This window comes from Paenimyroides viscosum (assembly GCF_003858535.1).
Classification (GTDB): domain Bacteria; phylum Bacteroidota; class Bacteroidia; order Flavobacteriales; family Flavobacteriaceae; genus Flavobacterium; species Flavobacterium viscosum.
In genome coordinates, this window is record NZ_RQTJ01000009.1 from 1 (window position 1) to 24,971 (window position 24,971).

Consider the following 24,971-nt stretch of genomic DNA (forward strand, 5'->3'; position numbering starts at 1 on the left):
AACATACGTTTTCATATATTTCTTTGAAAACAAAATATAAACAACAAATCCTTCCATCTATATCAAAATAGAAAAAGCTTCAGATTTCTCTGAAGCTTTTCTAGTAGCGGGAACCGGACTCGAACCAGTGACCTTTGGGTTATGAGCCCAACGAGCTACCTACTGCTCTATCCCGCGCTGTGCGTTTTGTTGAATTTTTACTACGATTAAAAAACGAAATTCTAAACTTTTTTAAAAGGACCTTAGTCTTAGTAGCGGGAACTGGACTCGAACCAGTGACCTTTGGGTTATGAGCCCAACGAGCTACCTACTGCTCTATCCCGCGCTATTGTGGTGCAAATGTAAGGCGACTTTTTGGAATACCAAAACTTTTTTCAGAAAATTATTAAATTAGTGTGTTTAATGATTATTCTGTAACTTTGCAAATTATTAAATACATTATGTCGCACAAAGCTGGTTTTATAAATATTATTGGAAATCCAAACGTTGGAAAATCAACCTTAATGAACGCTTTTATTGGTGAACGCTTATCAATCATCACTTCTAAAGCACAAACAACTCGTCACAGAATCTTTGGAATTGTAAATGGTGACGATTTTCAAATGGTTTTTTCGGATACACCAGGAATCATTAAACCTGCTTATGAATTACAGTCTTCTATGATGGATTTTGTAAAATCGGCGTTTGAAGATGCAGACATTTTACTTTATATGGTAGAAGTGGGCGAACGCGAGTTAAAAGACGAAGCCTTCTTTAAAAAAATTACGCATGCTAAAGTTCCGGTTTTATTGTTGTTGAATAAGATCGACAAATCTAACCAAGAACATTTAGAAGAACAAGTTGCTTTATGGAAAGAACAAGTTCCTAACGCAGAAATTATACCGATATCGGCACTTAATAATTTTAATGTGGATACCGTTTTTAACCGCATTTTAGAATTATTACCAGAATCTCCGCCTTATTACCCTAAAGATACACTTACCGATAAACCTGAACGTTTTTTTGTAAATGAAATCATTCGTGAAAAAATTCTTTTACACTATCAAAAAGAAATTCCTTATTCGGTAGAAATCGAAACAGAAGAATTTAAAGAAGAAGAAAAAATCATCCATATTAAAGCGGTGATTATGGTAGAGCGCGACAGTCAAAAAGGGATCATCATTGGTCATAAAGGCGCTGCACTTAAAAAAGTTGGTGTAGAATCTCGTGCAGATTTAGAAAAATTTTTCGGCAAACAAGTTCACATAGAATTGTTTGTAAAAGTGAATAAAGACTGGAGAAACAACCAATTTCAACTACGCCGTTTCGGGTATCAACAAAAATAAAATCACACTTTTTAAAAGTGAAGTAATATGAACAACATTGTAGCAATTGTAGGCCGACCTAACGTAGGAAAGTCAACGTTTTTTAACCGTCTTATTCAAAGACGCGAAGCCATAGTAGATTCGGTTAGCGGAGTTACCCGTGATCGTAATTATGGAAAATCAGAATGGAATGGAAAAGAATTCTCTGTAATTGATACAGGTGGATATATTAAAGGATCAGACGATATTTTTGAAGCAGAAATACGCAAACAAGTTGAATTGGCGATTGATGAAGCCGATGCAATTGTATTTTTGGTTGATGTAGAAGAAGGAATTACCCCAATGGATAACGAAGTTGCTAAACTACTTCGTAAAGTTACCAAACCAGTTTTATTGGTCGTAAATAAAGTCGATAACGCTAAACGCGAACAAGACGCTTTTGAATTTTACAATTTAGGCTTAGGTGAATACGTTACCATGTCTGGAATGAGTGGTTCGGGAACGGGTGAAGTTTTAGATAAAATTGTTGAAATTTTACCAGAATTGCCAGAAGTTGAAGAAGCGACCGAAGAATTACCTCGTTTTGCAGTAGTTGGTAGACCAAATGCTGGAAAATCGAGTTTTATTAACGCTTTAATTGGCGAAGATCGTTTTGTTGTAACAGATATTGCTGGAACAACCCGTGACGCAATTGATACAAAATACAACCGTTTTGGTTTTGAATTTAACTTGGTTGATACAGCGGGTATCCGTAGAAAAGCAAAGGTTAAAGAAGATTTAGAATTTTATTCGGTAATGCGTTCTGTACGTGCTATTGAGCATTCCGATGTGTGTATTTTGGTGATTGATGCTACTCGTGGTTTTGAAGGTCAGGATCAAAGTATTTTTTGGTTGGCAGAAAAAAACCGCAAGGGAATTGTAATCTTGGTCAACAAGTGGGATTTGGTAGAAAAAGACACCATGACTACAGTACAATACGAGAAAAAAATTCGTGAAGAAATAGCTCCGTTTACCGATGTGCCTATTCTATTTGTATCGGCATTAACCAAACAACGTTTGCTAAAAGCCTTAGAAACGGCTGTAGAAGTGTACGAAAACCGTAAGCAACGTATTGCAACATCGAAATTTAACGACACAATGTTGCCGATTATAGAACACAATCCGCCACCGGCAATTAAAGGTAAATACATTAAAATTAAATACTGTATGCAGTTGCCAACGCCAGTGCCGCAGTTTGTGTTTTTTGCCAATTTACCGCAATATATTAAAGATCCGTACAAGCGTTATGTTGAAAACAAATTACGCGAAATATATAATTTTGAAGGAGTGCCAATAGAAATATACTTCCGCCAGAAATAATTACAAAAGGAAAGATTTAAACGTCTTTCCTTTTTTTGTATACTCAATTCTTATTGATATGCAACATTTTGTATATGAAGAATAATATGCGAAGCGGAAACAAGTTCAGCTTGACAAAAAACGAATAAGGATTCTTTACAAGAAACCTCAGGAAAATATTAAATGATTCTATTTAAAATCAGTACAAAATCTACAAAAGACAAATAAATAACGGCAATCAAATTTTTTAACATAAAAACACTTTGTTATTTTTGCATTATGAAAAAGATACTATCCATACTTCCGTTTTTAATAATGCTGATTTCTTTTGAAAGTTTTTCACAAAACATTCAACTGAAAGGAAAAGTAGTAGATGATACAAAATCACCTATTGTTGAAATGACCGTTTATCTTTCTAAAGCCAAAGATTCAACGCTTATTCAGTACGCTACAACCGATATTTCAGGCTTATTTTCTATTGATATTAAAGCCGTTGAAGAATCAACATACTTAACTTTTTCGTACTTAGGATTTAAAGATCGTATTGAAAAATTCGATAAAATAAATCAGTCCAAAGATTTTGGAGAAGTAATAATGGAACCAGATTCTGATTTACTTTCGGAAATTATTATTGTAACCGATGCACCAATTCGTGTTAAAAACGACACTTTAGAATTTAACGCTTCGTCGTTTAAAGTTCGTCCCGATGCCAATGTAGAAGCATTGTTGAAAGAATTACCTGGTGTTGAAATTGATGCCAACAAAAAAATAACCGTAAACGGTAAAGAGGTTACGCAGATTCTGGTAAACGGAAAACCTTTTTTTAATACAGACGGAACTATTGCATTACAAAATTTACCTGCCGATTTAATTAAAAAAGTTCAGGTTACAGACCATAAAACCAAGGGCGAAGAATTTTCGGGCAGAAAAGCTAAAAGCGATAATGCCAGTATAAATCTTACAATAGATGAAGCCAACAATAAAGGTTTAATGGCTAAATTAAGTGCGGGAATTGGCAGTATTATTGACGACGCCAACCGTTACGAAAGTAGCGGATTAATCAACTATTTTAAAGGAAACCGTAAAATTTCGGTTTTAGCGTCGTCTAACAACATAAATTCAGAAGGTTTTTCTATGGATGAACTTTTTGACAATATGGGCGGCGGTCGTAGCCAAATGTTTAGTTTTGGCGGACGTTCGGGTGGTCCGGGTGGTTTTGGTAGCGGTACCGGAATTACGCGTACCAATATGGCGGGCGTGAATTATTCTGATCAGTTTTTTAAAGGTTTTGAAACCAACGCAAGTTATTATTTTAAAGATACACAGAACAAAAATAATAATCGTTCGCGCGTGATAAACTTGTTGCCAGACGGCGATTTTATTACCGAAACAGAATCGCAGCGTTTAAACAACAATACCAACCACAATGCCGATGTTCGTTTGGAATATAAAATAAATCCGACAACTCAATTGTTCGTTAACCCAAAAATCACGGCAAACAACAACGAATTCAGAAATACATCCGCATCAAAATCAATGGATGCAGATGGAAATTTATTTAATGAAAGTAATGAAAAATCTTTTTCAACTGCCGATAGTTTTACATTTAAAAACTCAATTGAATTCAACAAAAAATTAAACGATAAAGGAAAGAATTTTAGTTTATCATTCGAAAATGATAATTCAAAAACAACAGGTTTAGGTAAAACCAATTCTGCTACTTTGTTTTATCAGGGCGATCAACCAAATGATATTAGAAATCAGGAAGAAAAGTCAAACAGCACAGATGATATTTATACAATAACTGCAGAATATTCGCAACCTATAAGCGAAAAAGCGTTTATTGATTTAGGTTACACGTTTGATTACAACAACAAAACCGACAACCTAAACACCTTTAATTTTAACGAAGACAGCAACAGTTTTATTGATTTTAACGATCGTTTATCAAACCAAACGCACACCAATATCATAACCAACACGCCTTACGTAGGTTTAAATTACAATACCGATAAAGTGGAATGGTTTGTAAATTCGGGAGTAAATATTGCCAATTTTAATGCATCGGCTTTTTACATGAGTAACGATTATTCGGTCGACAGAAAATTTATTTCGCCATACATTCGCAGTAATTTCAGATATAAGCTTGATAAAAACAAAAATTTCAACATTGGTTACAACTACAACGTAAACAACCCAAATGCTACGCAGATTCTGCCATACGAACGTTTAAACGATCCGTTGCAAACATACATTGGAAACCGCGATTTAGATCAGGCAAAATACCACTCGTTACGTTTAGGTTTTAGAAATTACAACTTCCAAATGCGATCTGGCTGGAGTATTTTTGCCAACGCAACTTTTTATGATTCGCAAATTGTTTCTTCTACCTTATTCGACGAAAACCGTAAGCGAACCACAACTTATGAAAATGTATCGGGTGCTTTTAATACTGGTTTGTTTTTTCATTGGAGCAAATCGTATAAATTTGATGCGCATACTATTCGATACGGAGCAGGAACAAATATTACATTCAACAAACAAAAAGGTTTTGCAAATGGCGTTTTGTATGATGCCAATGAATTAAGTTTTTCTCCAAACATTTACGGATCTTGGGATTATGGCGAACTTTTTACCATAGCACCGTCATACAACGTATCGTTTAACAATACCAAATACAGTAATTTTCAACTGGCAGAAACAAGTTTTGTAAAGCACAACATTATGTTGCAAACAACTACTTACTGGCCAGAGAATTTCACGTGGGGTAATGATTTCGGCTACACATACAACTCTAATATTGCACCAGGTTTTCAAAGAGATTTCTTTTTGTGGAACACCGCAATTTCGTACGCATTTTTAAACAAAGCGTTAACTGCGAAAGTAAAAGTGTACGATTTACTTAATCAAAATATAGGAACATCAAGAACAATTAGTCCAACAGCGATTATCGACCAGGAAAACACCGTTTTAGAACGATACATAATGTTTTCGGTAACGTGGAAATTCAATCAGTTTGGAAATTCTTCAAACAACAGAAACCGTGGTGGTAGCAGAATGATGATGCCAGGCAGGGGGAGAGAATTGTAGAATAATCATCGATAAAAAAATGTTAAAAGCGTGTAAAAACTTATTGCACGCTTTTTATATATACTATTTTTAACAAAATTACGTTTACTAAATAAAATATTACAAAACATTTATGAAAAACCTATTATTTATGTGCATGCTTTTATGCGGCACACTTCTTCATGCGCAAAAAATTGAGTTAAAAGGAAAAGTTGTAGATCCTGACAAAAAACCAATAGAATCGGCAACTGTGTATCTATCTTCAAAAAAAGATTCTACCCTAATTGATTACACTATTACCGATGTAAAAGGGATTTTTACCTTACCCGTTAGAAAAATTGAAGAACCTACTTTTATGACTATTTCTACTTTAGGGTTTGAAGATTTTTCTAAAGAATTTGAAAGTATTATAGCATCTGTTGATCTTGGTACAATTTCACTAAACACATCAGGTGATCTTTTAGATGAATTGGTCATTAATACAGACGGACCACCGGTAAGAGTTAAGAAAGACACGTTAGAATTTAACGCTTCTGCCTTTAAGGTTCGCCCTGATGCTACTGTAAAAGAGCTTTTAGAACAATTACCTGGTGTAGAAGTGGGCGATGACGGTAAAGTTAAACACAATGGCATTGAAGTTAACAACATTATAGTTAACGGAAAACCATTTTTTGGCGAAGACGGAAAAGTTATCATGGAAAACTTACCTGCCGAAATTATTAATAAAGTACAGATAACAAACACTAAATCAAAAGAAGAAAAACTATCAGGCGCTACTGCTAACGGCGAATCTAAAACCATAAACTTAACGATAGACGATGATAAGAACAAAGGTTTATTTGGTAAGTTTATTGCCGGATATGGTACCGATGATCGCTACGAATCATCGCTTTTGTTCAATTATTTTAAAAACGATTTTAAAATAAGCGTACTGGGTTCATCAAACAACATTAATTCTACAGGTTTTTCTACCAACGAAATCATGGACAATATGTCTGGTGGTAGAAATAGTTATTCCTCATGGTCATCGGACGGTGGATTTAATATTAATGGGTTAGATTTTAGTAGTAGCCAAGGAATTTATCAAACCGATTTAATCGGCGTTAATTATAGTGATAATTGGGGCAAGAAAAATAAAGTAACCGGAAATTATTTATTTCGAGAAGTAGAAAACACCAACAAAAGTAAATCGCGTGTTGAAAATTTATTACCTGATAACCGATATGTAACCGAAGCGGAATCTGATCTTAAATCAAAACAAGGCAAGCATACGTTTAATTATGATATTGAAATGGAAATAGATTCGCTTACTACCATTAGCATCGTTCCAAAGTTTGAAAGAGGCATAAATACTTCCAGATCAAATTCATACAGTGAAACCAGAAATGAAAACAATACCCTTTTAAACGAATCTAAAAACAGCAGCTTTACAAACGCAGATACTTATAATTTTGAAAATCAAATAATTATATCACGCAGATTTAAACGGAAAGGAAGAAGTTTAAGTACCACTTTTGGCAATAAAAACAACAACTCTAAAACATTTCAAACACGAAATTCACAAGCTTATTTTTATCAAACAGGTTTACCAGACGATATAAGAAATCAAAATATTGAATCTACAAACCATAACGATGAGTATTCGTTAAACTTTGTGTACCGCGAGCCAATTGCCAGTAAACAAACCTTAACTTTTAACGTTACAAATACGTGGAAAAATGAATTTCAAGGAAAAGGTACGTTCGACTTTAATAGCGCAGCAAATGCATATACAGACTATAACACCTTGCTTTCTTTTAGCAATTCATTAAAAGGTTATAAGATCGACCCTAGTTTTAGTTACCAAATAAGTGGTGAAAAATATTATTTTACCTTTGGCGGGGGTACGGCAATTAATAATTACGACGTAATGTCTTTCTACAACAGTGAAAATTATGTAAACCAACGTTTAGATATCTTACCAAATGCAAGAGTTTATGCTAATTATCGCATCGGTAAATCAACAAGCATTGGCGCAAATTATTCTTACAGAGAAGATAGCCCTATGATGTTTCAGTTGTTAGAATACGAAGATTTATCTAACCCTTTATTTAGATCAACAGGAAACAAAGACTTAAAAACTACACAGCGTCACAGTTTTTATTTAAACTTTAATAACTATGATTGGCAAACTCGATCTGGTTATTATTTTTATGGTGGTGGATCTTTTAACGCCCGCGACATAGCATCATCAACCGTTTTCGATGAAAATTATGTAGGTTATTCTACTTTCATTAATATTGAAGATACTTATAATTATTGGGCAGGTGTAAACTACACCAAAAGTTTTCAGTTAACAGATGTAAATAAATTAACTGTTGCAGCTGGTTTTAGTTTTGATGGCGGATTAGATAAGGGCATACAAAACGGCGTGTTGTACAATTCTCATCGCACTTCAATCAATCCAGAATTAAGCGTTACTTTAGATCTTAATAAAAAGTTTATTATTAAACCCAATTATAGTTATGAAATTGTAAACAATAGTTTTGATAATTTCATTATTGATAAATCTAACTTTTTTAAGCACAAGGCTGGTTTAATGGTAACATCGTACCTGCCTAAAAATGTAGTTTTTGGAAGTGATATTATGTACGAATACAATTCTAACCTTTCTAGCGATTTTAGAAAAGATTTTCTTTTGTGGAACGCTAGTTTGGGATACAATTTCTTAAATGATCGTTTATTGGCTAAGGTTAAAATGTACGATATCTTAAATCAAAACCAAAGTGTTAGAAGAACTGTATCTCCAACAAGCATTTCAGACATGCAAAACACCATTCTTAAACAATATGTAATGTTTTCTTTAACTTATAAATTAGAAAAATTTGCAGGTAAAAAGAAAAGCCGTTACAGTTTTGACGAAGAAGAATAAAAAAACAGCAACCTTAAACGGGTTGCTGTTTTGCTTTAGAATCTATTGTATGGTTAATAAAACAACCTTTGTAGATTATTTCGTTACTTCATCTATAACTTTTATTGTTTCGTCTAAATCTTCATACGACAATGCATCGGTAATAAACCATGTTTCGTAGCTTGACGGTGCAATGTAAATACCGCGTTCAAGCAAATCGTGAAAGAACTTTTTAAACTCGGGTGTATCTGCTTTTGAAGCATCTTCGTAATTTTCAACTGCGTTTTCGTAAAAGAAAATCGAAATCATAGAACCTACCCTATTTACTGTAAACGTTTTGTTGTTTGCAGTTAAAACCTTGCGAATACCCACTTCTAAATAGGCTGTTTTTTCTTCTAAACGATTAAACAATTCAACGTCGCTATTTATTGCTTGCAACATTGCCAAGCCAGCCGCCATTGCTAACGGATTTCCAGACAATGTTCCTGCCTGGTAAACCGGACCAATTGGTGCTAAATAATCCATAATTTCGTTACGTGCAGCAAATGCGCCAACAGGTAAGCCGCCACCAATTACTTTCCCAAAGCAAACAATATCTGCGGTAACATTAAACAATTCTTGGGCACCACCTTTTGCTAAACGGAAACCTGTCATTACTTCATCAAAAATCAACAATGTGTTGTTTTCATCACAAATAGATCTTAATTCTTGAAGAAAATTATTTACCGGTGGCACGCAACCCATGTTTCCTGCAACTGGTTCAATTATAATGGCTGCAATTTCATTTTTATTTGCTTGAAACAATTCCTTTACAGAATTCATATCGTTGTAATTCGCTAACAACGTATCTTGCGCAGTTCCTTTGGTTACTCCTGGGCTTGATGGCATACCGAAAGTAGACAAGCCGCTACCTGCCGCAATTAAAAACGAATCGGAGTGTCCGTGGTAACAACCCCGAAATTTAATTATTTTTTCTCGTTTTGTATATCCTCTTGCCAAACGAACTGCACTCATACACGCTTCGGTTCCTGAATTTACAAATCGAATTTTATCGATATTTGGAACCATTGAAACAGCCAATTTTGCAATTTCGGTTTCAATTTCGGTTGGCGCACCAAAAGATGTTCCTTTTTTTGTTTTTTCTATAACCGCATCAACAACAGGTTGGTAAGCATGACCCAAAATCATAGGTCCCCATGAATTAATGTAATCAATGTATCGTTTGTCATCTTCATCGAACATATAAGCGCCTTTGGCTTCTTTAATGAAAATAGGCGTTCCACCGACCGATTTAAACGCACGAACGGGAGAATTAACTCCTCCCGGTATATATTTTAAAGCTTCAACGAATAATTCGCTGCTTCGTTTGTATAACATTTTTTATTGAATTTTTATAATTTGACCTACACTTAAAGTATTTGTATTTAATTGATTTAATTGTTTGATATAATCTACCGACGAATTAAATTTTTGGCAGATACCATATAACGTATCACCTGCCTGAACAGTATAAGTTTGTGCTTGTGCACCATAATTTGTTGCTACAACTTCTTCTGTTTTATTTGCAACAAATTGATAGTCTGAGCCTAAAACTTTTTGATCGTATTCATACAACTTGTATCGTTCTATTATGCTGATTAATTTTTGTGGATAACGTGGATCTGTTGCGTAACCTGCTTTTTTTAAACCTTTAGCCCACGCGGTATAATCTTTTTTATCTAAGGTAAATAAATTTTTATAATACACTCTGTTCGCTAAAAATTCTGAATGATCGTTGTAAGATTCTATGGCTGTAGTATATTTCCTAAAGCATTCATTAGGTGCATCATCGGTATGCGAAACCGTTTCGCCTGTCCATTCTTCTTTACATTTAATACCGAAATGGTTATTGGCAGTTCTGCACAACGTTCCGTTTCCTGATCCCGATTCTAAAATTCCCTGTGCAAGTTTAATACTTGCCGGAATTCCATACGTTCTCATACTTTGCATTGCTGCACCCGAATATAAATTAATGTAATCTTCTACGGTGTTCTTTGAAACATTCACTTTTGAAGTAGCTATTAATGTTTCACTGTCGTCTTTTTCAAGTAAAGGTTTAACAGTTTTTGCAGGTTTCGTTTCTGCTATTGGAGTATTCTCTTTTTTAATTGCAGATGTAGTTTTAACAACTACCTTTTTCTTATTATCACCATTTCCGTATTCTTTGGCAATCTTTTCTTTTACTTTTGTATTATGAGCGGCGTTGCAACTCATTAAAATCAATCCTGTAAATAGTACGGACAATACTTTCTTCATATTTCAGCAATGTTAGATTGAAGCCCTTGTAAACCTCCGGTATGAATTATTAATACTTTTGAATTAGGTTTAAAATAACCTTTTGATATCAAATCAATTACACCAAAAAATGTTTTAGATGTATAAACAGGATCCAAAGATATTAAATATTTTTTAAAAAATTGTTTCATAAACTGTTTCAGTTCCTCATTTATCTTTGCGTAACCTCCAAAATGATAATCAGTTACCAAATTCCACTGACTATTTTCTGCATATTTTTGGATATCTTCTGTTAAGAAATCGCCTTTTAAAGCTGGAAAGCCCAAAGCTTTTTGATGGGGTTTTAAACTGTTGATAATCCCCGAAATGGTTCCGCCTGTACCAACGGCACAACAGATAAAATCGAATAGTTCATCATCTGTAGTTAAAATTTCTTTGCAGCCTTTTACCGCCAATTCATTGGTTCCACCTTCGGGAATCAGATAAAAATCGCCAAATTTATTTTTTAATTGATCTAAAAAAGCTGCATTATTTTTATCTCTATATTGCGTTCTTGTTACAAATTCAAACTGCATTCCGTTTTCTGATGCTTTTTTTAATGTAGAATTATCAAGAAATTTATCAGCCAATTCTTCGCCACGAATCACTCCTATTGTTTCAAAACCAAATTCTTTACCTGCTGCTGCAACTGCTGCAATGTGGTTAGAATACGCACCGCCAAATGTCAGCAATTTTGTAAATCCTAATGTTCGTGCTTCTGTTAGATTGTATTTCAGTTTTCTAAATTTGTTTCCAGATATTTCACTATGCAAAACGTCTTCCCTTTTTACATAAATTTCGATTCCAAAATTATTCGGAATAGCTATTTTTTGATTGAACGATTCTTCTTGAGGCTGTATCATAAATAATTGAAAAAAGAAAAGAATTTTCGGTTGGTAAGATAATCTGGATTGGATTCGTTTGCATAAGCCTCCCGCTCAAATGAAATATTGCGATAGGCTTTTTGTCTATTTCTAAATTGAATCAATCGAACAAAAAACTCTAAACCATACCAAATAAAAAACAGAACAATTAACAACTCTAATTGCTGACGCAGATGGATTTTTTCATGGTTTACAAACGACTTTTTTTCAGCCCAAAATAAATCACGCACAAAAACAAACGGATAAACAGTTATACCCGAAAACCCTTTTGGCACCCAAAATTTAGAAATTATCAATCGCATAGTGCAAATTTACAATATAATAGAAAATTAAGATTAAAAACATCGGGCGAATTACTAAATTTGTAGTTATGAGAAAAGATTTAATTGAAGGAGAAGATTATTACCTTTCGGACAAAGGTTTTAGAATTTTTACCGAAAAATATCTTTTAAATCGCGGGCACTGCTGTATGAGTGGATGCAAACACTGCCCTTACGGATTTAGTAAATTAATCGATCAAATTAAGAAAAAAACAAAACCGAAAACTATGACGTTTCAAGAAGAAATTCTTCAGGGAATTCCGGCAAATTTGCCATCAAAAGCTTTATACGACGCTACAATTAATCACGCACCAAAGCGTAAAGAAATATTATCAGCAGAAGAAAAAACATTGGCATTACGTAATGCTTTGCGTTATTTTGAACCGCAACATCACGAAACGCTTATTCCTGAATTTAAGGAAGAATTAGAAAAATACGGTAGAATTTACATGTACCGTTTCCGTCCGAAATACCGCATGTACGCTCGTGATATTAACGAATATCCAGGAAAATCGTTACAGGCAAAAGCCATACAAATGATGATTCAGAACAATCTGGATTATGCTGTGGCACAACATCCGCACGAATTAATTACTTATGGTGGTAACGGAGGCGTGTTCAGCAATTGGGCGCAATATCTGTTAACCATGAAATATTTGGGCGAAATGACCGATGAGCAAACGTTGGTTATGTATTCGGGGCATCCAATGGGCTTGTTTCCATCGCACAAAAATGCTCCGAGAGTTGTGGTTACTAACGGAATGATGATTCCAAATTATTCCAAACCCGACGATTGGGAAAAATTTAATGCGTTAGGTGTTACTCAATACGGACAAATGACTGCCGGATCGTATATGTACATTGGTCCACAAGGAATTGTACACGGAACAACGATTACCGTTTTAAACGGTTTCAGAAAAATCGGTAAAGAACCAAAAGGAAACTTGTTTGTAACTTCTGGTTTAGGCGGAATGAGTGGTGCACAGCCAAAAGCTGGAACCATTGCTGGTTGTGTGACCGTTTGTGCCGAGGTAAATCCAAAAATCACTAAAATTCGTCATAACCAAGGATGGATTCACGAAGTAATTGAAGATTTGGATCTTTTGGTAAATCGCGTTCGCAAAGCACAAGCAAACAAAGAAGTGGTTTCTATTGCTTATCTTGGAAATATCGTAGATGTTTGGGAAAAATTCGATCAAGAGAATGTACCTATTGATTTAGGATCAGATCAAACGTCGTTACACAATCCTTGGGCGGGCGGATATTATCCTGCAGGTCAATCGTTTGAAGAATCGAACCGAATGATGGCAGAAGAGCCGGAATTGTTTAAAGAAAAAGTGCAGGAAACTTTACGTCGTCACGCAGATGCCATCAACAAACACACGGCAAAAGGAACGTATTTCTTTGATTACGGAAATGCCTTTTTGTTAGAAGCTTCTCGCGCCGGAGCCGATGTTATGAATCCGAACCCGACTTTAGGTCGTGAGTTTAAATATCCGTCGTATGTTCAGGATATTATGGGACCTATGTGTTTTGATTACGGTTTTGGACCATTCCGTTGGGTTTGTGCGAGCAATAATCCGGAAGATTTACAAAAAACAGATACCATTGCTTGTGAAGTTTTAGAAGAAATGATTAAAACATCGCCCGAAGAAATCCAACAACAAATGAAAGACAATATTCAGTGGATTCGTGGTGCACAAGAAAATAAATTGGTGGTAGGTTCGCAAGCCCGAATTTTATATGCAGATGCCGAAGGTCGAATGAAAATTGCCAAAGCGTTTAACGATGGCATCAACGAAGGAAAAATTGGCCCAGTTGTTTTAGGTCGTGACCATCATGATGTATCAGGAACCGATTCGCCTTATCGTGAAACTTCAAATATTTATGATGGATCTCGATTTACAGCAGATATGGCGATTCACAACGTCATTGGCGACAGTTTCCGTGGAGCAACTTGGGTTTCAATTCACAACGGCGGTGGTGTTGGTTGGGGTGAAGTAATTAACGGTGGTTTTGGTATGCTTCTTGATGGAACTAACGAGGCAGAACAACGTTTAAAATCGATGCTTTTCTGGGACGTAAACAATGGAATTTCCCGTAGAAGTTGGGCTAGAAACGAAGGCGCCATGTTCGCCATAAAACGTGCTATGGAAACAGAACCTTTATTAAAAGTGACACTGCCAAATATAGTTAACGACAACCTTTTAAACTAAAATATTATGAAACTATTTAAACTTATACCGCTACTTTTTTTATTTGTATTGGCTTCATGTAGTTCTGTACAAGTTAGTACCGATTACGATAATACTGTAAATTTCAATGAGTTTAAAACCTACGCTTTTATGAAAGACGGAGTTGATAAAATCAATATTTCAGACTTGGATAAGAAGCGTATTTTAAAAGCAATTGATGAAGAACTAACTGCAAAAGGATACACAAAAAGTGACAATCCTGATTTAGTGATTAATTTATTTACCGATGCTAAACAAATCGTAAACGTAAATTCATATTACGGTGGTTGGGGTTATGGATATTATCGTCCTTGGGGTTGGAACCCGTGGATGATGGGTCCAGGGTACCAATCTGTATCCACATCAACCCAAGGAATTCTTTATATTGATGTTTTAAAGGCTGCGAATAAAGAATTAATCTGGCAAGGTAAAGGCAGTGGTTATTTAACCAGCAAACAAAGTAAAAAAGACGAACGTATTAAAGAGTTTGTATCAAAAGTTTTAGAAACGTTTCCTACAAAATAAATAAATCCCGAAGTTTTCTTCGGGATTATTTTATCTTTAATGAATGATGAATTTATCTGATATTTTAAATAGAACCCACCCTCTTTCTTTTGAAGATTGCAATTGTTTGGAAAATATTTTTCAAGAAGTTAAACTAACTAAAGGATCCATATTATTCAATCAAGACAAAACCGAGCGAAAATTCTATTTTATTAAAAAAGGTATAGCCAGAGCTTTTACCACTGCTGACGGAGATGAAATCACTTTTTGGTTTGGACAAGAAGGAGATCCTATACTTTCTATCAATAGCTACATTTTTAATCAGGCAAGTTATGAAACAATTGAATTGCTAGAAGATGCTGTTCTTTATGAAACTTCGAATCAACAACTCAATGAATTGTATGAAACTAATATTAATATATGTAATTGGGGAAGAAAATTAGCCGAAAATGAATTGATTAAAACAGAGCAACGTTTTATAGCCAGGCTTACAGGAAATTCAAAAAAGCGTTATGAAGGTTTAATAAAAAGTTACCCTGCATTATTAAACAGAGTGCAATTAGGCTACATTGCTTCGTATTTAGGCATTACGCAAGTTAGTTTAAGTAGAATTAGAAAATAATTCCGTTTCTTTTTTAACATTTGTTAAAAAACATGAGAAATTAAAACCCGAAATTTGTTCCATTAAAATGATATATTATGAATTGGATATTATTAATTCTTGGAGGATTATTTGAGATAGGTTTTACTTCTTGTTTGGGAAAAGCTAAGGAAACAACTGGTAGCGAAATGTATTTATGGTATGCAGGTTTCGTTGTTTGTTTAATTCTTAGTATGGGATTGTTAATGAAAGCCACACAAACCTTACCCTTAGGTACAGCTTATGCCGTATGGACAGGAATTGGCGCTGTTGGAACGGTGTTGATTGGCATTTTTGTTTTTAAAGAGCCAGCTACTTTTATGCGTATATTTTTTATTTTTACCTTAATTGGTTCTATAGTTGGTTTAAAAATAGTTTCAAATTAAACATAAAAAAAAGGCATTTTAATAAATGCCTTTTTTGTTTATCCTAAATCTATTTCTTCTTGAACTTGCTCCCATTCTAGCATAGTAGCATCCAAATCTTTCTTTAATTTTTCATAGCCAGCAAACCATTTTGAATCTTGCATTAACTTTTCGTAATTAATCGCTAATTCAGCATCTGCTTTAGCAATTTTCTTTTCTAAATCGCTTATGGTACTTTCTGCTTTACTTAAACGATTATTTAAAGCTTTTAATCTCTTTTGATCTTCATAAGACAGCGATTTTTGTTGTTTTACTTCAACTTCTTGTTTCGCTTGGGTATTCGGGTCTTTTTTCTGTTCAAAATCGCGCATATCGCTTGCATTTCGTTCTTCCAGAAAATAATTAATATCCCCTAAATATTCTTTTATCTTTTGATCTTTAAACTCGTACACTTTATCGGTCATTCCTTGTAAAAAATCACGATCGTGCGATACTAACAATAACGTTCCTTCATAATTTTTCAAAGCTACCTTTAAAACATTTTTCGATTTAATATCTAAATGGTTCGTAGGCTCATCCATCAGCAATACGTTAATAGGTTTAAGTAACAACATTGCCAATGCCAAACGATTTCGTTCGCCACCCGAGAGTACTTTTACTTTTTTCTCCACATCATCGCCGCGAAATAAAAACGATCCTAACATATCGCGAACTTTTGATCTGTTTCCGTCTGTAGCCGCATCAATCATGGTATCTAAAAGCGTTTTTTCGCCGTCTAAATAATCTGCTTGATTTTGAGCGAAATATCCTAATTGAACATTATGTCCTATTTTTATGGTTCCATCGTAATCAAATTCGTTTTGAATTGCTTTGATTAGTGTCGATTTTCCTTGACCGTTCTGCCCAACAAATGCAATTTTGCTTCCGCGTTCAATAAACAGGTTGATGTCTTTAAAAATGATTTTTTCACCATAAACTTTCGTTACTTTTTCGATCTCTAAAACAACTTTACCAGGAGTTTGCGAAACAGGAAACGAAATATTCATAACCGAATTATCATCTTCGTCCACTTCAATACGTTCTACTTTATCTAACTTTTTAATAAGCGATTGCGCCATTGAAGCTTTGGTTGCTTTGTATCGGAATTTTTCAATTAGCTTTTCGGTTTCTTCAATTTTTTTAGCTTGATTTTTCTGAGCTGCCAATTGCATTTCACGCATTTCTTCTCTTAAAACCAAATATTGTGTGTAGGGCTTATTGAAATCGTAAATTTTTCCTAACGATATTTCAACCGTTCTGTTGGTTACATTGTCCAAAAACATTTTATCGTGCGAAACCAAAACAACTGCTCCCGAAAATGATTTCAGGAAATTTTCCAACCAGATAATCGATTCTATATCCAAGTGGTTCGTGGGCTCATCTAACAACAAAATATCGTTGTTCTGAAGCAACAGTTTAGCCAATTCAATACGCATACGCCAACCACCCGAAAATGTATCGGTTAATTTATTAAAATCATCGCGTTTAAAACCTAAGCCTAAAAGTACTTTTTCTGTATTTCCCTGATATTGATAACCGCCTAAAATATCGAATCTGTGCGTTAAATCGCTTACTTTATCAATTAATTCATGATAATATTCTGATTCATAATCGGTACGGGTAACCAATTCCTCATTAAACTTACTAAGTTGTTGTTCTACATGTAAAATTTCATCAAACGCTTGATAAGCTTCCTCTAAAATTGTTCTTCCTTTTACAAAATCGATATCTTGCTTTAGAAAACCAATTTTAATTTCTTTGTCAAAAGCAATAACTCCCGAATCTGGCTCTACTTCACCCGACAAAATTTTAAGCAAGGTTGATTTACCTGCGCCGTTTTTACCGATTAAACCAATTCTATCTCCTGCACCTAAACGAAAAGTTACGTTTTCAAACAAATAATCTCCGCTAAACGATACGGATAAATCGTGTATATTAAGCATACTGCTATTTAATTAATTGTAGTTTTTTATAATATCTTGCAACATTGATATTTGGATCCAAAGGTACGTTATTTTCAATGTTTTGAATGAGTTTATCTGCAAGATATGGAGCTAAAAGCACACCACGCGTGCCTAATCCATTCAAAACATATACATTTTTATGCTGATAATGTGCGCCAACTAACGGTCTACGGTCTTTAACTGTTGGTCTAACTCCCGCAACATGCTCGATAATTTCATATTCACAATCAATCAATTTTTCTAGACCTTCGATCAGCTCTTTTTTAGCTTCGATAGTTAGAGCATCTGTTTTATCTTGCCAATTATAGGTAGCTCCCACTTTGTAAATATCATTTCCAACCGGAATAATGAATACATTTGATTTTACAATAGCTTGTAATTTTAAATCTGGAATTTTAACGTACAAGAGTTCTCCTTTGGTTCCGTCTAGCGGCAGATAATTAAAGAATTTATTATTTAACATAGAAAATCCTTCGGCAAAGACAATATGTTTTGCTTGAATATGTTTGTAGTTTACAATTTCATCGCCACTAGTTAATTCGTTATAAATAAAAGTTTCTTTTAGTAACAAATTCTTTTGTTCTAGATACGTTTGATACGTTTGAACGAAAGCATTCACATTTAAAAAACCTGTATTGTAGACTTCACCAAAATAATATTCGCTATGAATATGTTGAAACTTATCTTTTAAAAGATTTTCATTTAAGTAAGGAGATGTAATTGGATTATCACATGCAACAAACCAGTTGTTTTGCTCTTCTACAGTTGCAAATTTTCTATAAATAGGAAGTTTATGATAAAATAATGTATTTAACATTTCTTCAATCTCCAGATAGAAAGAATCTGCCAATTCTAATTGTGCTTGCGCTTCCCAAATAGAAGTAAAACGTTTTAACACAACCGGATTGAACATACCCCCAGCAACTTTAGAAGAAGTTTTAAAACCATTATCAATAACTACAAATGTTTTTTGATGATTTAAGCAAAATTGCGCCATAGCCAATCCTGCAAGCCCGGCACCAACAATAATATAATCTACTTTCATAGTAAAAAAAAACTCTTATCAAAAAGATAAGAGTTTTATATGTTAATTTATAAAATTAGTAATTCCACAAATCATCTTCAAAATCACGGATAGATTCTTTGATGCGTTCTGCTTCTAACAATTGCATCATAGCATTTTCACGAACATATTCGCTTATATTTCTATCACCGTAAACATTGTCTGTTTTATAGATTGTTCCTGCAAATTTTCGTGCATTAAACAAAAAGTCATAGTTTGTTTGTAAAGCAGAATTCTTCTCGTTAAATGCATACGTATTGTATAAAATTTCACGCGCATCTGGAAAGAATATCCAGAATAAAGGAACTGCTTGTTCAAACTCTGTTCCTTTTGTAGCTAAATCAGTAACAACAGGAGCTAAACCTAATAAACGGTATTTTAATTCACCTGCATTACGATCTAAAAACCACATACCCATTATACGGTACTCTTTCACATCGGTTGGACGAATTACAACATCATAAATATATTGTCTGTCAATTGTACCTTCTAACATGTATTGCTCTTTCCCAGCTTCTGCAGTATCAGTACGTACAAACTTAGATTCAAGTTCTTTAAGATCTAATTTTCTTTTAAAAGTATCGTCGTCATAAACCTCAGTTATTTTTTTGGTCATAACTGCATCTTTCAAAACATTCCATAAAGGTTTACGGTCAATAGTTTCTTCTAAAGGAAAGTAATAAACCAAGTTTTGTCTTTGATCTAAAGGCAATACTTCCCATACTTTTTTCTGAAAAATAGCATCACGATCATTTACATATTCATAAGCCATTGGACCATCGGCTTTGGCATAAATCTGTTCAATTGATTCATCGCCAATTTCTGCTGCCGTTCTAGCATTTAATATATTGTTCTGAGCAAAACTTACACCAGTCACAATAAACGCACTAACGGCAAAAAATAAATTTTTAATATTTTTCATAAATCCAAATTTTATTATTGAATTGTAAAAGTTGCATCAGTTGGATCTTTAACAATCACATTACTTGCTGCTCCCTCTAACTTCGTTTTGATATTAGTAATACGAACTACATCACCAGGACGTAAACGATTTGCTTTTGTTTTAGCAGATTCTGATAATGTTGTACCATTTATAACTTCTGACCCAACACCTGGGAAAACAATCGTAAATTGAGTTACGCGTAAATTTACATCAAAATCAAAATCTTCAAATTTAGAACTAACAGAAACTTGTGCTAAGTTACTTGCCGGACCTTTTGCATTTGGTTCCCCACGTACATATCCACGAGGACGAGGAAGTGCCTTAATTCTAAATACTTGCTTAGAGCTAATAGCTTTACCATCGGGCATGGTTCCAGTAGCTGTAATAACTGCTTCTTTACCAGCAGTTGGTGTAAACATGAACTTCCCGTTACCAACTCTTTTTAAAGAACCATTTGTAGCTGATGCAGATACTTTATCAGAAGTAATACCTTCAACTGTTATAGAAATAGGGTTATCTAAACCAATATAAACTACGTTCATTTTATCTGCAGAAATAGTTGCAGAACTTGGACGGCTTACTACCATGTAGTTTGAATTTAAAATATCAACAACAACTGGTTTACCATCTTCCAAGAAAGTGAATTTCCCTGTAAATTTATGCTCTCCTAAGCCTGAAGCAACAGAAGTGCCTTCCACTTGCCCTGCTTTAATTCTTGATTGTGGAATGGTTGCACCATTTACTACAACAGAACTTGGAACAGTTGAAGTATCATAACGACCTAAAACCACTTTATACTTAATAGGCTCACCTTGATAATAAACAGCTTTATCTGGAATTACCATTGCCTGGTAATTTTTCATAGAAGCCGCTTGCTTTAACGAGTTTCCTAAGAATAAGTTATACGCTTCGTTTTCTAATTGGCGAACGTCATTTTGCAATGAAGACAAATATGCCAAAGAAGAAACTGCTGGGTATCCTTTAAAATGGTAATCTAAATAAGGAATATCTTTTCCGTCTTTATTTTTTACAGGGTTTGTTGCAAATTTCTTATCAATGTTTTTTTGTAAAAAACCATATTTTGTATCATCAGATACAATGTCTTTAAAGTCTTTTCTGAATTTTTCAAATCGACCTACAATTTCTTGCCCTTTTGCAGACAAACCGTCTTTTTCAAACCATCCGTAATCAATTTCTTGCCCTTTGTCCATTTGTTCATAAGGCAATTTATTGGTAACTGGATCGTTCACAAAACCTTTTGTTGCGTCACCTTTTAATGATCCTATATAGCTATAAAATTCATTCGAAAGAGCTTGAACTTTTTTAGCCATTTCAAATGGTTGACCATATTTCTCAGGTTCATCGCTTGCTTTCATTGCTAAACCATCGAACAATACCTTATTTGTTCCATCGGTCATAACTTGATTAGCCTCTTCGAACTTTTCGTTCATTAATCCAAAAGCTGTTAAAACCTCTTTCGACATATTAAGTGCCATCATCGCAATGAACACTAAATACATCAGGTTAATCATCTTTTGTCTTGGGGTTAGTTTTCCTCCTGCCATGTCTAATTAGATCTGATTTTAAAGTTAATACTAATTAGCTGTTTTACCCATAGCAGATAACATTCCGCCGTAAACTGCATTTAAAGTTGATAAATTTGATGTTAAAGACATCATTTGTTCTTTTAATCGTAAATTATTTTCAGCAACTTCTTTGTTAATGTCAGCGTTTTTAGTAGCGCTTTCTAACTGTACTTTGTACATAGAGTTTAAAGATTCTAATTGTTGAGCAGCTTGTGCCATTTCTTCTGCATATCTGTTAGAAGATGCAACTGTTTCAACTGTAGGAGCAATTCCTTTTGCTGCTGCTTCGAAATTTTTAATGCTGTCACGCAAACTTTCCATTAAGTTACCGTCTATTTTAGCTTCTCTTAAAATAGTATCTAATTTTTCAGATAATAAGCTTCTTTCCATTGTTGGTTGTGCTGCAACTACTTGTTGAGATGCTGCTGCGTAAGCTGGTGCTGCACTTCTTGTTTGAACTGCTGGTGCTTGTTGTTGCGCACCACCTATTGAAGTTGTAGCAACAGTACCTGTAACACCAACATTACCTGCTACTTGCATAGCTCTTGGTTCACCTCCACCTAATTCAGGATAAACTCTTGTCCAATCTAAATCCTCGTCTACAGGCTCAAAAGCTGAAATAGCGAAAATTAACGCTTCTACTAAAAGACCTACAGTTAACATATTGTTACCGTTTAAAGGTCCAAATTCCATGTGTGTAATTTTAAATAAAGCACCTACGATTACAACTGCTGCTCCCATACCGTAGCAGAAATTCATTACTTTTTTTGGTATAGCCATCTTATAATTTTGATTTTTAGTTAGTTAGTTTTAATATGTTGTCTTAATTTTATCTTGCATTTCTACCACTTTGTGGTGCGTTTGCTTCGTTTAACAAACCTGGTCCTGGTGCTGAAACTACGGTTCTGAAACCTATGTAACAACGAGCAGAATCTGCATTTTCTTTATCACGTGTTGCCACTTGTAAGAAATAATGCGGATCTCTCCAAGAACCTCCACGAACAACTTTTAAAGGATTTGTTGTTGCTCTAGCTTTTGGCTTTAAACCTGATTGCATGATATACGAACCTTCATCATAAGCCGACTCTGTCCACTCTGCAACATTACCTGCCATATTATACAAGTTGTAACCATTTGGTTTATAAGAACGTGCTTCTGCTGTATATAAAGCTCCGTCTATCGCATAATCACCACGGTCTGGTTTAAAGTTAGCTAAGAAACAAGCTTTCTCGTCTGTTGTATAAGGACCTCCCCATGGGTACATTGCGTTTTTAAGACCACCACGAGCAGCATATTCCCACTCCGACTCATTAGGTATACGGTATTCGTATAAATTATGATTCATTTTACGATCTGAAGTATATGCTTTCTTGTAAAGTGTTCTCCAAGCTGCAAAAGCTTTTGCTTGATGTTGCGTTACCCCTACAACAGGATACTCACCGTACGCTTCGTGCCAGAAATATTCTCTGAACATTGGCTCGTTATATGAGTAGTTAAAGTTTTTAACCCATGTTGTTGTATCCGGGTAAACATTAATAATTTCTGTTTTTAAGAACTTTGCCTGACGGTTTCTAACTTCATTAGAACTATCATTTATGTAAGCATTTTCGTCCCACCAAGAATATTTAAAGTTTAACTTTTGAACATCAAACGTTACCATTCCATTTAAATTCTGTGTTGCAGGAATGTACAATGAATCCATTACTTCCACATAATATTCGTCTGGGTAACGACGCGGATCAGTTACTAATCGCGCTTTTTTGTTTAAACGACGCCCTGCGTACTCATCATCATCCATTGCCATACTGTAATAGTTATCATACATATAACGATCGTATGCTGTTTGATTTTGATTTAACGAAGGATCTTGAACTTCTTGAAATGCAAACGCTCCAATTCCACCTGCCGTAGCATCCATTCCCATTTCATCTGCCATAATAGCCAAGCGGGTTCTTACAATAGAATCTTTAACAAACTCGACAAATTTTCGGTATTGGTTGTTTGTAACTTCTGTTTCATCCATATACATAGAACCAATAGTCACTGAACGAGCTGGTGCGTCTTCAGCTCCAAGTAAATCTTCATGAGTTTTACCCATTGTGAAAGATCCACCCGGAATAAAAGCCATTCCCTGTGGCTTTTCGGTAATCCAGCGTTTCCCTTGCGTTCCTTCTAGTAGCTCTCCTCTGTCACCAGAACCACAACTGAACATTAACGAGGCAACCGCAGTAAGTGTAATGAACTTCTTCATATATTAATTGGGGTTTTATTTTAAAAATTATTCAAAGCGTAAACCTATCTAATTATTTTTAAATATACAACGAAATCTTAAAAAAAAATTTAATTTATATTTAACAATTTATTTTAAAACATAGTTAACCTAACAATTTTTTGTTTGCACGCCACCATCTGTCGGGCACAACACTTTGTAAAGACTGCTTGTAATCATCATAGCTACAAGGGAATAACACTTTACGACTGTCGTTTTCTAAACTGTTAATTTCGATCCACCAGCGTTCAGAAATATCGCTTTTAAAAAAAACCAATTCCTGTTCTTCTAGCGGCACTATATATTTTAAATAGGTTGATTTGCTAATATAGGGATATTCATTCATTCTGAAATTAAATCCTTCAACAAAATACCATAAAATCTGCGTAATTAACAAACTTTTTTGCGAAATATTATCGATATTAAAAATACCAAAGCTACTTACACGGTCACTTAAGCCGGCGTAACGTGCTAACGCACAGATTTCTCGCCCATCGAAACCATTTGGATTAAACTGCGAAAAAAATCCTAAATCGGCTGATTTTACCGCATTAATATCCAAGCTTACAATATCAGCATCGCGCAATACCGGTTCAGCAATTTTAACATCTGTAATGATTTCTCCCAAACGATACGCTTCAAAATACATTTTATCAATCAGATCGATTTCTTCCTGCGAATTAAAATAGGTTTGATATCCCAACACGCTGAAATTATACAGATTATTGGGTGCATCCATGATAATGCGGGTCATGAAATTTTCTGACGGATTTTCAACATCTGCAGCTACATCAATTTTATTATCGATACAAACCAGATTCACGTTTTGTTCCAATGCATCGTATCCGCGGTACATACCTAAAGTTAAATCTTGTGATCCGCCTAAAACAATCGGCACGATATTCTGCTTTAACAGATCGGCAACGAGCATTTTCACGGCAATATAGGTATCTTCTATACTTTCGCCTGCTTCAATGGTTCCTAAATCGATTATTTTTTTTGTCCAGTTTCCCGGAAAAAGCTGATAAAGATTCTTTCTGAATTCATCGAAACCAACATCGTCAATAGTATTTGAAACTCCGCGATTTTCGTTTATGGTGATAATTGCCAACTGCACATTCTCTGTTTCGGGCAACGATTTTTGGGTATGAATTCCCATTGTTTTACCCAACGAATGTTTAGGCAATGTATTAATAAACTGCTCTAATTCGGTAGAAATCGGCTTTAAAATTTCGTACATCATAAC

The 24,971-nt window shown here is 34.5% G+C and carries 19 protein-coding genes and 2 tRNA genes; 8 read left to right on the forward strand and 13 right to left on the reverse strand.

The window, feature by feature from the left end:
- Positions 1–104: 104 nt before the first annotated feature.
- Both EG242_RS05695 and EG242_RS05700 read right to left on the reverse strand, forming a co-directional pair.
- Positions 105–177 (reverse strand) — tRNA-Met (locus EG242_RS05695).
- Positions 178–252: 75 nt separating this feature from the next.
- A tRNA-Met gene (locus tag EG242_RS05700) sits at positions 253–325 on the reverse strand.
- Between the two features lie 115 nt (positions 326–440).
- Between EG242_RS05700 and era the strand changes: the two genes are divergently transcribed.
- The 4 genes from era to EG242_RS05720 all read left to right on the forward strand — a co-directional run bounded on the left by era (position 441) and on the right by EG242_RS05720 (position 8,622).
- Positions 441–1,325, forward strand: coding sequence for a GTPase Era (gene era / locus EG242_RS05705; protein ID WP_124898939.1), 885 nt, complete (start codon positions 441–443; stop codon positions 1,323–1,325).
- Between the two features lie 27 nt (positions 1,326–1,352).
- Positions 1,353–2,663 (forward strand): ribosome biogenesis GTPase Der, encoded by a 1,311-nt coding sequence (gene der, locus EG242_RS05710; protein WP_124898940.1) that lies wholly within the window; start codon positions 1,353–1,355, stop codon positions 2,661–2,663.
- A gap of 258 nt (positions 2,664–2,921) precedes the next feature.
- Positions 2,922–5,732, forward strand: coding sequence for an outer membrane beta-barrel protein (locus EG242_RS05715; RefSeq protein WP_124898941.1), 2,811 nt, complete (start codon positions 2,922–2,924; stop codon positions 5,730–5,732).
- A 112-nt stretch (positions 5,733–5,844) separates the two neighbouring features.
- Positions 5,845–8,622, forward strand: a complete 2,778-nt coding sequence (locus tag EG242_RS05720; protein WP_124898942.1) for a TonB-dependent receptor — start codon at positions 5,845–5,847, stop codon at positions 8,620–8,622.
- A 75-nt stretch (positions 8,623–8,697) separates the two neighbouring features.
- Here EG242_RS05720 and hemL read toward each other — a convergent pair whose 3' ends face one another.
- The 4 genes from hemL to EG242_RS05740 are packed head-to-tail and all read right to left on the reverse strand — an operon-like array spanning position 8,698 to position 12,100.
- Entirely contained in the window at positions 8,698–9,978 is a 1,281-nt protein-coding gene (gene hemL, locus EG242_RS05725; protein WP_124898943.1) for a glutamate-1-semialdehyde 2,1-aminomutase, read from the reverse strand.
- 3 nt (positions 9,979–9,981) lie between these two features.
- The gene (locus EG242_RS05730) at positions 9,982–10,896 is read right to left on the reverse strand and encodes a glucosaminidase domain-containing protein (RefSeq protein WP_124898944.1); all 915 of its coding nucleotides are present in this window, start codon (positions 10,894–10,896) and stop codon (positions 9,982–9,984) included.
- Complete coding sequence (locus EG242_RS05735) at positions 10,893–11,777, reverse strand: 1-aminocyclopropane-1-carboxylate deaminase/D-cysteine desulfhydrase (protein WP_124898945.1); 885 nt, start codon at positions 11,775–11,777, stop codon at positions 10,893–10,895. Before EG242_RS05735 ends, EG242_RS05730 begins: the two co-directional genes overlap by 4 nt.
- Entirely contained in the window at positions 11,774–12,100 is a 327-nt protein-coding gene (locus tag EG242_RS05740) for a hypothetical protein (RefSeq protein WP_124898946.1), read from the reverse strand. The genes EG242_RS05735 and EG242_RS05740 overlap by 4 nt, the downstream gene beginning before the upstream one ends.
- Positions 12,101–12,168: 68 nt before the next feature.
- On the opposite strand from EG242_RS05740, the gene EG242_RS05745 reads away from it, so the two are divergent.
- From EG242_RS05745 to EG242_RS05760, 4 genes are all read left to right on the forward strand, one after another.
- The gene (locus tag EG242_RS05745) at positions 12,169–14,334 is read left to right on the forward strand and encodes a urocanate hydratase (RefSeq protein ID WP_158608848.1); all 2,166 of its coding nucleotides are present in this window, start codon (positions 12,169–12,171) and stop codon (positions 14,332–14,334) included.
- A 6-nt stretch (positions 14,335–14,340) separates the two neighbouring features.
- Positions 14,341–14,877, forward strand: a complete 537-nt coding sequence (locus EG242_RS05750; protein WP_124898947.1) for a DUF4136 domain-containing protein — start codon at positions 14,341–14,343, stop codon at positions 14,875–14,877.
- A 106-nt stretch (positions 14,878–14,983) separates the two neighbouring features.
- Positions 14,984–15,478, forward strand: a complete 495-nt coding sequence (locus tag EG242_RS05755) for a Crp/Fnr family transcriptional regulator (protein WP_235831879.1) — start codon at positions 14,984–14,986, stop codon at positions 15,476–15,478.
- Positions 15,479–15,555: 77 nt separating this feature from the next.
- Positions 15,556–15,882, forward strand: coding sequence for a DMT family transporter (locus EG242_RS05760; RefSeq protein ID WP_124898948.1), 327 nt, complete (start codon positions 15,556–15,558; stop codon positions 15,880–15,882).
- Between the two features lie 38 nt (positions 15,883–15,920).
- On the opposite strand, the gene EG242_RS05765 is transcribed toward EG242_RS05760, so the two are convergent.
- The 7 genes from EG242_RS05765 to EG242_RS05795 form a co-directional block, all read right to left on the reverse strand.
- Positions 15,921–17,843: an ABC-F family ATP-binding cassette domain-containing protein gene (locus tag EG242_RS05765; RefSeq protein WP_124898949.1), complete on the reverse strand. Its 1,923-nt coding sequence runs from the start codon at positions 17,841–17,843 to the stop codon at positions 15,921–15,923.
- Between the two features lie 4 nt (positions 17,844–17,847).
- Positions 17,848–18,909: an NAD(P)/FAD-dependent oxidoreductase gene (locus EG242_RS05770; RefSeq protein WP_124898950.1), complete on the reverse strand. Its 1,062-nt coding sequence runs from the start codon at positions 18,907–18,909 to the stop codon at positions 17,848–17,850.
- A 55-nt stretch (positions 18,910–18,964) separates the two neighbouring features.
- Entirely contained in the window at positions 18,965–19,849 is an 885-nt protein-coding gene (porN, locus tag EG242_RS05775) for a type IX secretion system ring subunit PorN/GldN (protein ID WP_124898951.1), read from the reverse strand.
- A gap of 14 nt (positions 19,850–19,863) precedes the next feature.
- Complete coding sequence (gene porM / locus EG242_RS05780; protein ID WP_124898952.1) at positions 19,864–21,435, reverse strand: type IX secretion system motor protein PorM/GldM; 1,572 nt, start codon at positions 21,433–21,435, stop codon at positions 19,864–19,866.
- A gap of 30 nt (positions 21,436–21,465) precedes the next feature.
- The gene (gene porL, locus EG242_RS05785) at positions 21,466–22,236 is read right to left on the reverse strand and encodes a type IX secretion system motor protein PorL/GldL (RefSeq protein ID WP_124898953.1); all 771 of its coding nucleotides are present in this window, start codon (positions 22,234–22,236) and stop codon (positions 21,466–21,468) included.
- A 49-nt stretch (positions 22,237–22,285) separates the two neighbouring features.
- Positions 22,286–23,707 (reverse strand): T9SS ring complex lipoprotein PorK/GldK, encoded by a 1,422-nt coding sequence (porK, locus tag EG242_RS05790; protein WP_124898954.1) that lies wholly within the window; start codon positions 23,705–23,707, stop codon positions 22,286–22,288.
- 124 nt (positions 23,708–23,831) lie between these two features.
- On the reverse strand, positions 23,832–24,968 hold the full coding sequence (locus tag EG242_RS05795; RefSeq protein WP_124898955.1) for a formimidoylglutamase: 1,137 nt from the start codon (positions 24,966–24,968) through the stop codon (positions 23,832–23,834).
- Positions 24,969–24,971: the final 3 nt, after the last annotated feature.